Annotated in this window: 13 protein-coding genes and 1 tRNA gene; 4 read left to right on the top strand and 10 right to left on the bottom strand. The window is 64.1% G+C overall.

Annotation, left to right across the window (positions count from 1 at the left end; genetic code table 11):
* The 7 genes from FJY68_11955 to FJY68_11985 form a co-directional block, all read right to left on the bottom strand.
* The coding region (locus FJY68_11955) for a methyltransferase domain-containing protein (GenBank protein ID MBM3332540.1) at positions 1-697 on the bottom strand (697 nt) is incomplete at its 3' end.
* A gap of 150 nt (positions 698-847) precedes the next feature.
* Positions 848-1459 carry a periplasmic heavy metal sensor gene (locus FJY68_11960; protein MBM3332541.1) on the bottom strand — a complete coding sequence of 204 codons (612 nt, stop codon included), beginning with the start codon at positions 1457-1459 and terminating at the stop codon, positions 848-850.
* A 30-nt stretch (positions 1460-1489) separates the two neighbouring features.
* Positions 1490-2020: a hypothetical protein gene (locus FJY68_11965; protein ID MBM3332542.1), complete on the bottom strand. Its 531-nt coding sequence runs from the start codon at positions 2018-2020 to the stop codon at positions 1490-1492.
* Positions 2020-2466, bottom strand: coding sequence for a hypothetical protein (locus tag FJY68_11970; protein ID MBM3332543.1), 447 nt, complete (start codon positions 2464-2466; stop codon positions 2020-2022). Before FJY68_11970 ends, FJY68_11965 begins: the two co-directional genes overlap by 1 nt.
* A gap of 59 nt (positions 2467-2525) precedes the next feature.
* Positions 2526-3092: a sigma-70 family RNA polymerase sigma factor gene (locus FJY68_11975; protein MBM3332544.1), complete on the bottom strand. Its 567-nt coding sequence runs from the start codon at positions 3090-3092 to the stop codon at positions 2526-2528.
* Between the two features lie 158 nt (positions 3093-3250).
* Positions 3251-4468, bottom strand: a complete 1218-nt coding sequence (locus tag FJY68_11980) for a hypothetical protein (GenBank protein MBM3332545.1) — start codon at positions 4466-4468, stop codon at positions 3251-3253.
* 18 nt (positions 4469-4486) lie between these two features.
* The gene (locus tag FJY68_11985) at positions 4487-4672 is read right to left on the bottom strand and encodes a redoxin domain-containing protein (protein ID MBM3332546.1); all 186 of its coding nucleotides are present in this window, start codon (positions 4670-4672) and stop codon (positions 4487-4489) included.
* Between the two features lie 250 nt (positions 4673-4922).
* Here FJY68_11985 and FJY68_11990 point away from each other — a divergent pair.
* The 4 genes from FJY68_11990 (at position 4923) to FJY68_12005 (ending at position 7035) form a co-directional block, all read left to right on the top strand.
* A tRNA-Gly gene (locus FJY68_11990) sits at positions 4923-4993 on the top strand.
* 42 nt (positions 4994-5035) lie between these two features.
* Entirely contained in the window at positions 5036-5863 is an 828-nt protein-coding gene (locus FJY68_11995) for a hypothetical protein (protein MBM3332547.1), read from the top strand.
* Between the two features lie 66 nt (positions 5864-5929).
* Complete coding sequence (locus tag FJY68_12000; protein MBM3332548.1) at positions 5930-6340, top strand: hypothetical protein; 411 nt, start codon at positions 5930-5932, stop codon at positions 6338-6340.
* 77 nt (positions 6341-6417) lie between these two features.
* Positions 6418-7035 (top strand): endonuclease III, encoded by a 618-nt coding sequence (locus FJY68_12005; protein MBM3332549.1) that lies wholly within the window; start codon positions 6418-6420, stop codon positions 7033-7035.
* A gap of 52 nt (positions 7036-7087) precedes the next feature.
* Here FJY68_12005 and FJY68_12010 read toward each other — a convergent pair whose 3' ends face one another.
* The 3 genes from FJY68_12010 to fusA form a co-directional block, all read right to left on the bottom strand.
* Positions 7088-7702 carry a hypothetical protein gene (locus FJY68_12010; protein MBM3332550.1) on the bottom strand — a complete coding sequence of 205 codons (615 nt, stop codon included), beginning with the start codon at positions 7700-7702 and terminating at the stop codon, positions 7088-7090.
* Between the two features lie 18 nt (positions 7703-7720).
* Positions 7721-8296, bottom strand: coding sequence for a hypothetical protein (locus FJY68_12015; protein MBM3332551.1), 576 nt, complete (start codon positions 8294-8296; stop codon positions 7721-7723).
* A gap of 107 nt (positions 8297-8403) precedes the next feature.
* Positions 8404-9890: elongation factor G (gene fusA, locus FJY68_12020; GenBank protein MBM3332552.1), on the bottom strand; the 1487-nt coding region annotated here is incomplete at its 5' end.

Genomic DNA, 9890 nt, shown 5'->3' on the forward strand with positions numbered 1-9890 from the left:
GCACCGCTCCGGGCCGGAGAACCCGCAGCGCCTCACGCAGGGCCGGCAACCGGTCCGGGATCTCGCCGAGCACGTGGGCAAAGAACACGAGGTCAATGTCGAAGATGTCAAAAGGCAGCTTGTTCGCCGGCGCGACGAACCCCTGCACGTGGCGAAGCCCGTGAGCTTCAAGCCGTTTCAGCGTCTTCTCGACCATCTGCGGCTGGATGTCAACGCAGAAGAGAAACCCGCCCGGCTCGATACGGCGCGCGACATCGACAGAAAGGTGCCCGGTCCCGCACCCGACTTCGACCACGCGCATGCCGGGCCCGAGCGCCAAACGACTCAGGGTGACGTCCGCGGGCATTAGGAGCTTGCGCCAGGGGCCGTCGACCAGAAACCCGGCCCAGTGCGGCATCGGGAACGGTATCTCGCGGAGAATCAGCCAGACCAAGAATGCCGACGCGATGACAATGATCACCGTCGGCCTCGGTCCCAAGAAGACCATAAGGAGAGGCATCCATGGCGGCGGCGTGCCCATGGCCATGAGGAGAGCAGTGAGCGCGTAGCCGCCGACAATGGCGGCAAGCAACACAAGCTTGCCGAGTTCGCCGACACGGCCGAGCATTGCCCGGCGCAGAACGCGAGTCGCGAGCCAGATGACCGCCACGAAGAACGCCAGCAGGAGGTATGGCCTGATGGCAATCAGCGTGTTCACCACGCCCGAGTCTAATCCGGCGCAAGCTCAAGCGCAAGCCCGGGCAAGGAGAATAGGACGAATAGGGCCTATAGGACCTATACCGGATCGAAAGCACCGGGGCCCGAAGGCCCCGGCGTTACCGAGCCAAGCAACTGATTCCGTTCGGAGCTACTGCATCTTGCAGCCCGGCTGACCACCCTGGCCCATCGGCCCCTGCGGCCCGCCGCATTGGCTTCCGCCCTGCATTCCACAACCCTCGCCGCCCATCGGGCCACGCATCATTCCACGCATGCCGCACCGCTTGCCTTTGCCCATCATACCCGGACCCACGTCCATCTTATTCATGGCCTTGCGCTGCTCGGGGGTCATGAGCTTGCGGATGTCAAACTGATGGTTGATGCGGGCGACTTCCATCTTCTCTCGAATGTCGCCGATCTCCCTGACCTTGGCGATGATCTTCTTCGCATCAGGTTCGTCGGCGCGCCAGAGTGCGTCGAGTTCGATCTCCTTGACCTTCAGGTCGGCGCGCAGCGGCACCATCGCCTTGACCTGCGCTGTGCGCAGAGCGTCCATCTTCTCCATCTGCTCAGGCGTCATGTCCGGCATCGCCGCGCCGTGCATCATACCTTGCATCTCTTTCATCCCCGGCATGCCCTGCTTGCAGTTCATACCGCAAGTCATGGGCACCTGCGACTTGTCAGCCGGCGCCGGGCCGGGCTGCGCGAGGGCGAACCCGGCAACGGCTGCTATCATCAGTGCTACAAGTGCACTGTGCTTCATCTAGCTTCTCCTTGGTTAGTCATTCTGCGGTCAATCTCCTGCTTCCGGCGGTAGTCCCGGAGGCGGTCCGCCCGCGGGCGGCTCATTCGGCGGTCGGTGCATTCCGCAGTCCCGGCGCATGCGGTGACCCATTCCCCGCCCCGGCACGCCGAAGCCGGGCCTCATCTTCATCATGTGCTTCAGGTACTCGACCCGTACCTCGGCCGGCATCAACTGCAGCTCCCGGTGCATCTGCCGGAAGACCATCGCTCTCATCCTGCCGTGCGTCTGGCCGAGTCCCAGGCAAAGCGATTCGACCCGAACGCTGTCCGGGCTTTCGCGGCGCATCTCGACCCAGAGCAGCGAGTCACTTACGTGCTCCTGCTCGGCCAGTGCGGCGAACTCGGGGATTGCGGCCTCGCGCGCCTGTCTTAGCTTCTCCCGCACTTCGGACGTCAGCCGGCGAGATGGGAACCTGCGCAAACGGTCGTGGCGAGTCCTGCGGAAGAAGTAGGTGCCAACGACCGCCACATTCAGGCACAGCGAGGCGACCACGATTACGACCAGCCAGCGGCCGCGCATCAGTCACCTCCCGACATTAATCTGTACATATCGGCGGCTGATGACTCGACATAGCTGACCTCGGCCTCGATGCTGTTGGCAGCTACCGTGGAGGAGGCCTGCGCCAGGCCGGAGCCAAAGAACACGCCGGCGCCGATGGAGACGGCGACGACGAGGGCAGCAGCTAAGCCCCGGACGAGTCGGGCGAACCCTTGCGGTGAGCGGTTCTCCCGCTGACGGATTTCGGCCATCACCCGCGTGACAAGGAACGGCGACACTTCGGGCGTCCCTACCTGCTCCAGCAGGCCCATGTCCGCCTTGAGCGCCTCCACCTCGGTGCGGCAGGTCGGGCAGGATGCGAGATGGGAGGCGATCTTTTGCCGCATCCCGCCCGACAGCTCTTCATCGAGGAAGGGAGGTAGTAGCCGTCTGACCTGTCCGCAATTCATCGAAGTCTTAGACACCATATCCTCCTGGTTCCTGCGGATTCGGAATAGGCCCAATACGACGCATGTGACCTGTCATATCAGATGACGCCTTTCGCCCGGTCTTCGGCTAACGCCTTGCGCACGTTCGACTTGGCGCGGAACAGCAGCGAATCGACCGCCCGCACCGTCTTGCCGATAGTCTCGGCGATCTCTTTGTAGCTCATGTCCTGGTAGACCGAGAGCACGAGGGCGGCCCGCTGGTCTTCGGGCAGGCAGGCCAGCGCCGCCCGCACCCTCTCTTCGCGCACCTTCTGCCGGAACGCGGCTTCGGGCCGCTCGGCGTCTGGCGCGCCCATAGTCTCGTCCAGTTCCTCGGTCGGCTTCCTCCGGGTGCGCAGATTGAAGCAGAGGTTGGTGCCGATGCGGTAGAGCCAGGTCTTGAAGCTCGATGCCCCGCGGAAGCTTCCCAGTTTCTCCCAGGCCTTTACCATTGCGGCCTGGGCCATCTCCTCCGCGTCGCTTGTGTTCCGGCACATCCGGTAGAGGTAGGAGAAGAGACCGCGCTGGTGCCGCCGCACCAGTTCCTCGAACGCACCGAGGTCCCCGGCCTGCGCTCTGCGCACAAGGTCGGCGTCGTCGCTGACCGGGACTTCGGGGTCGCTCATCTCTGAGCGTGAGGATAGGCCATCCGGCGTCCGTGTCAAAGACGTCCCTCTGCATCACTTGCCGGCGTCTCCGGCGGCGCAGAGGCAGCCCACGGCGTCGCCGTCAGACGCAGCGAGACCCGGGGTTCCCGGGTCTCGCTGATTGGAAACAACAGGGTCTACTCGATGGTAGTCAACTTGGTGACTGCCTGGTATGCGCCGGCCGTCATCCGGCAGAACCAGGTGCCGCGTCCGACCAGCCGGCCGAGTTCGTCCCGCCCGTCCCAGACCACCTGGTGCAGGCCGGGCTCACGGAAGCCGGACTCGAGCACGCGCACCAGCTCGCCGGCGGTCGAGTAAATCCGCAGGTCGACCGGCGAAGCCTGGGGCAGCGAGTAGCGGATGGTTACCTGCGTGCGCGCCGGGTTCTGGCTGCTGCCGAAGAGCGTAAACCGGGCCTTGCCCATCGGCTGCTCCTCGATGCCGGCAGGGCCGACATAGACCGACTTCGTCAGCTCGTTATTCGCCGGAAACAGGTCCGTCTTGAGCGTGGCGACGGTGCAGCGCACCGGGAAAGTTCCGAGCTGCGCCGGCGTCCAGATGTCGAGGAACGCAGTGTCGATCTTGCCGGGCTGGAGCGCGACCCTGACGGTGTCAAAGTAGAAGTCACTGATGTAGAACCTCACCCGGGCCATGTCCGCAACCGTCCCGAGGTTCCTTATCTCCACTGCGGGCGCGTACCCGCGGCCCTGCTCGACGGTGTCGAGCGGCACGAGAATCGCGGTCACGGCGATGTCGTCGACGTTGACCGTGAGCGTTGTCCTCGCCACGTCGTTGCTGGCGATGTCGTCGGTGGCCAGCTCGGTCGAGCACGCGACCGCAATGCTGCCCCGCGCGAGCGCGGTCCACTGCGGGAACTGGACGTACACAGTTGTGCCCGGCTGGTGGTTCGTCACCGTGACCGTAGTATCGTAGTCGGCGCCGATCCGCATCCGCACCGGGTAGGTTTCGGCATAGCTCCGGTAGTTCCGCAGCGAGCAGGCCGGCGTCACCGCCGTTCCCGAATCCAGAGAACCGGTCGGCGCAATGAGTCTGGCTACGCCGACGTCATGCTCAATCGGGTCCGGCAGATACTGCTCGATGACCTGCCTGACCGCATTCTCGTTCCAGCCCTCGGCGATGTAGCGAATGACCCCGGCAGTATCGACGACGTAGTTGAGCGGAACATAGCCGTTCTGCCGGTAGACGCTCCAGAACGAACCGTCGTCCTTTAGATAGAGACTGGCATACTGCCGGGCGTAGAGCTTAATGACGTTCCAGTCGTCCTGGATGTTGATCGGCATCGACGTGAAACCGTGCGGGCCGTAGTCGACCTGGAAGGCGTGCAGGCGCGGCAACTCCGCGCGGCACTCCGGTCAGCCGTTGGTCCAGCCGAGGACCGCGACAACCTGCCCGCGGAAATCGGACAGGCTGTGCATTGTCGAGGCGGAGTCCGGCAGGGTGAAGTCAGGAGCGGCGTCGCCAACGTAGAGCTTGGCGAACGCGGCGGGCGGGGCCAAAGCCAGCACCGCCAACAGGGCAAGACAGGCTTTCAGTCTCATTACTACCTTCTTTGTTGATAGCGCTTTCCGGTCGTCGAGTCGCTTCGGCCACAAGTTTAGCGGGGGTCAGCAAGGGGTCAAGGCCACGCAGCCGGGTCCTGGGCATACGCGGCATTCGCTTGACAGCGAGCCGGGCGTGCCTAGTATAGTCCTGTCGCGGCCATAGCTCAGGGGTAGAGCTCCGGCTTCCCAAGCCTCTGGACCGGGTGCTTGGTCAGCCAGCAACTCATCCCAGCCGGCCCGAAACTATGCGGCCATAGCTCAGGGGTAGAGCTCCGGCTTCCCAAGCCGGTTACACGGGTTCGATTCCCGTTGGCCGCTTCTTCCGTTTTGACCACTGGTTTGCAGGTCTGACTGGTGAATGTGCAGAAAGGAGTTCTCGCGCGTTTCTTGGTACCGCTGCTGACTGCCCTGGTCGCTTCGGCGGCCGCTGACTCGCTGGACTACTCCCGCCAGACAGTCGTTGTCGTCACTGTTGACTCCGGGACCCGCAACCTGCATAGCACCGACGTTCTCAAGGAACGCATGCTGCAAACCCTCAGGGCCGCCTCCTATGACCGGGACTGGACGGTCGGCTCCTATCTCTCTTCTCATTCCCTGGTGCAGCGCCGGTTGGAGCGGCTGAACCTCCCGAGCGAGCGCCTGGGAACGAAGTACCTGTCGGACGGCACGGTTTCAACCGCATTCGAATTCCTCCTCACTGGCTCCATCCTCGGGCTCATGCTCCCGGTAAGGAGCACGCCGCACCTGCTGGGCCGCACCGCCTGTCCCTGCTGCAGCCAGCCCTGGCCCGCAGGCAGAGAGCCGGCACCCGGGGTCGAGCTAGTGCCCTACGAGACCCCCGGCACGCCCGAGTACACAGGCATCCTGGTCGATGCCACAGGGCTCGATGCGCGACCCGCTCTCTTCCCGCAGATAGTGACCGAATCCGGAGACGACGTCTTCAGCACCGACTTCGCGGACCCGGACCAGGTGACGGCGCACGGACTGGTCGGGTACTTCCGTGACCGCACACAGGCGCTGACTGCCGACCGTGTCGGGGCGAACCCGCTTGTCGTCCGGGCTCTGCTCGTCACCGGCACCAACCTCTGCGACCTCGTCGTCAGCCAGTCCGATGCGGCCCGTATCCATGCCTCGCGGTCGAACCTGGACCTGCTCCGTCACTGCCGCGTCGGCTTCCTGGTGGACTAGCATGTTGAAGGTTCAGGTTCCTTCATTCGTCATTCGTCAATCGTCATTCGTCATTTCCTCCTAGCCATGCCCTGGTACGGCTTCATCCATCCGATCATCGCCCTCGGCACACTCGCGCTTGGGACGGTAACCGCCCAGGTAAGCCTATCCAAAGTCAGCGACTGGGACTTCCCGATGCGACGTCAGCGCGGCCGCTCCATCTACTTCCTGCTGCTCTGCATGGCCAATTTTGTCATGGGCCTGTTCGTCAACATGGGCCTGCGCGGCATTCACAAAGGAGTCGAGCTTACCGGCCACATGACGCTCTCGGTCATCGTGCTTGTCGCCGCCCTGATCGCCGCGCTACTCACCTTCTCCCGCAGCCAGCCCGGCCAGACGCCGCCGCACATGCGCTGGCACGCCACGTTCATGGTCGCCGCCGTGGCCCTCATCCTCACGATGGGGTTCCTCACCGGGCTGAAGCTCATCGGCTCCTGAGCCCCAACCGCACACCACTTCCCGCCGGCCGCCGGGCCCTGCGTATCTACATCATACTGAGTCGCGCCTGGCCGGGGATGGACGCACCGGTGAAGCTGATGCCGCAGAGGACGCCGTTCCGGATTCTCGTCTCCGCAGTCCTGTCCACCCGCACCCAGGACCCGGTCACTGCCGCGGCCGCTGACCGCCTGTTCCAGGTCGCCCCTGACCCGCGCGCCTTGGCCCGTTTGAGTGCGGCCCGGATTCAGAAGCTCATCTACCCGGTCGGGTTCTATCGCACCAAGGCGAAGCTGCTGCCGGTGCTCTCCCGCATGCTCACCGAACGCTGGCACGGGCAAGTCCCGCGGACGCTGGCGGAGTTGCTGGAACTCCCGGGCGTCGGTCGCAAGGTGGCGAATATCGTCCTGAGCCAGGGATTCGGCCTGCCGGCAATCGCCGTGGACACTCACGTCCAGCGCCTGTCGAATCGACTCGACCTGGTGCGGACATCTCGGCCGGTTGACACGGAACGGAGACTGATGGAGATTCTGCCCCGCCGCGCCTGGAAGGACTGGAACCGGCTGCTGGTGGCGCTCGGACAGACTATCTGCCGGCCCCGCCAACCGCTCTGCTCATCCTGCCCGCTAAGCCGGCTCTGCCCGAGGCGCGGAGTGATACAGAGCAGTCGAAGTCAGAAGCCAAAGGCTAGAGGCTAGATGTCAGAAGTGCTGGAACCTGCTCTGCACTCTAGCTTCTCGCTTCTAGACTCTAGCTTCGTTCGCGCACCGTGGTCCAGTGCCCATCTTTACCGAGGCAGGAAGCGAGCAAAACGCGATAGGCCGGACGGTAGGCACGAGCGTACGTCGGCGAGTGATGGTACGCCGGGTAGCCTGACGCTGCGGCTTCGGCCGCCAGTCGCTCGAGGTCAGCAGCCTGCCGGGGCAGGCCACTTCGGCACCACCTGACCGCGGCTGCCAACCTTCGCTTCATCTGTTCAGGGTTGCCTTTGACCCGTATTGCACTCTCAACCATCGCCTCCACCAGCCATCTGGAATTCTGCATCTTGCACTCTGCACTCTGCAACTTGAATTGGGCGGCGAACAATGGCCTCAGATTGACCCGCACCAGCTTTCCTCTCGGGTAGATCTCCTCAATCAGCTCCTCTTCCCAGCGTTGGCTTGCGGCTTCCGCCCTTTGCCTTCTGGCTTGGGTCGCGAGCACCTGCAGTTCGTCCATCAGGCGCGCACGAGCACGTCGCTCGCTCGCGACCAAGTGTCCCGGCCCGAACACGCCCTGGTGGACCAGTTTGTAGATATCCGGGGCCCGCAACAGCGGGTAGTGCCTGCGGTGCCAGGTAAGGACGGAAGGCAGCGAACGGACCAAGGGGCTGGGGATCAGGGGTTAGGGACCAGGGGCTGGTCGCTTGGGCTCGCGTTTCAGCCGTGGCCCGATGAGATCAACTAACTCAAACCCGAGCCCCATCGCCGCACCCAGCTTCAGACCCATGAACGCCTGGCTGAAGACCGGTCCCATGCGGACATCGTAGCGCGAGCGGACGAGGAAAAGCAGCATCATCAGACCGTACCCTGCCGCAACTATGACCCCCATCACCACGAACCGGCCAATCTTGAAGCGGGCCAGCAGCTTCTGCGCATAGGCTCCTGCCAGCAGGGCAAACCCCACCGGCAGGGCGAAGATGACCGCCGCTGCCAGCGTTGCCGGACGAATCGGCGGTGTCATCGCCACCTGGGCCAGCAGCAACAGCAGGATAGTCAGGATTGCCAGGCCGGCGCCGCGCATCTGGACGATTGCATACATGAGTGAGCCGGTCAGACCGACGACAAGGAAAGGCAGCATCGGCCGCGGGAAGTGGAAGAACTGCCGCCTGAAGGTGAGGTACCCGACGATGACGACGGCAATCAGCGCCACCGCGACGTAGGCGATGGTGAAGAGACTCTCGCGGGCCGCTTTGCTCACGTGGTTTTTGTCCGGATGGTCGGACCCGATTTCAAGGGCGTCGAGAGGACCGAAGGCAGTGAACTGAGGCTGCGGGGCGCACTATGGTTCGCCTCAATCCCGGGATCCTATTCCGCTTCTTCGGCGTCCTTCGTCACCTTCTTGGCCAGGATTTCCTCGACGACGGAGAAGGGAACCGCCTCGTAGTGCTCGAAGTGCATGGTGAAGCTCGCCTTGCCCTGGCTCATGTTCCGGACGTCGGTCGCGTAGCCGAACATCGTCGCCAGTGGCACCATCGCCTTGATGACCTTGGCGTTGCCCTGCATGTCCATCCCGGATATCAGCCCGCGGCGGTTGCAGAGCGACCCCATGATCGCGCCGGCAAAATCCTCGGGCGTGACCACGCTTACGCTCATCAGCGGCTCGAGCAGTTGCGGACTGCCCGACTTGAACGCCCGGCGGAACGCGCGGGCGGCGCAGGTGCGGAAGGCGATGTCGGACGAGTCGACCTCATGGTACGAACCGTCAAGCAGGGTCACCCGGATGTCCACGATCGGGAAGCCGGCGTAGGCGCCCTTCTTCAGGACATCGACGACGCCCTTCTCGACCGCCGGGATATACTCCTTGGGCACGCGGCCACTTACCACCTTGTTCACGAACTCGAAACCCTCGCCCGGCTTCAGCGGCTCCAGCCGCATCACCACGTGCGCGTACTGGCCGCGGCCGCCGGTCTGTTTCACGTACTTCTCATTCACGTCAGCCCGGCTCGTGATCGTCTCGCGGTAGGCCACCTGCGGCGCGCCGGTGTCCGCGACCACCCCGAACTCACGGCGCAAGCGGTCCACCAGGATCTCGAGGTGCAACTCGCCCATCCCGGACAGGATAGTCTCCTCGGTCTCGGCGTCGGTCGTTACGATGAAGGTCGGGTCTTCCTCGGCCAGACGGTTGAGGCCCGTCGACAGGCGTTCGCGGTCATTCCGGTCTTTCACGCTGACGGCCACCGAAAGCACCGGCGACGGGAACTCGATCGCCATCAGCACGATGGGCGCTTCGCGGATGCAGACCGTATCGCCGGTCACCGTGTCGGACAAGCCGACCACCGCGCCGATTTCGCCGGAATAGAGCGCTTCCACCTGCTCCTGCCGGTTCGCGTGCATCCGGAGCAGACGGCCGACCCGCTGGTCCTTCTCCTGGGTTGGATTGTAGACGTAGCTCCCCGCCTTCAGCGTACCCGAGTAGACCCGGACATAGACCAGCTTGCCCACGTGCTTGTCGGACACGACCTTGAACGCGAGCGCTGCCAGTCGCCCTTCATCCCAGGGCACCCGCAAGACCTCTTCGCCGCCCGGATGGGTGCCGACCGTCGGAAGCAGGTCGATCGGGCTCGGCAGGTACGACACGACCGCATCGAGCAGCCGCTGGACACCCTTGTTCTTGAACGCGCTGCCGCAGATGACCGGGCAGACCAGATGCTTCAGCGTCGCGCCGCGGATGGCGGCGGACAGTTCAACCTTGCCGATGGGCTGGTCCTGCAGGAACTTCTCCAGCAGCTTGTCGTCTACCTCGGCCACCTTCTCCAGTAGGTTCTGCTTCCACTTCCGCTCGACGTCGCGCA

The organism is candidate division WOR-3 bacterium (assembly GCA_016867815.1).
In the GTDB taxonomy this organism is placed as follows: domain Bacteria; phylum Hydrothermota; class Tepidihabitantia; order Tepidihabitantales; family Tepidihabitantaceae; genus UBA2258.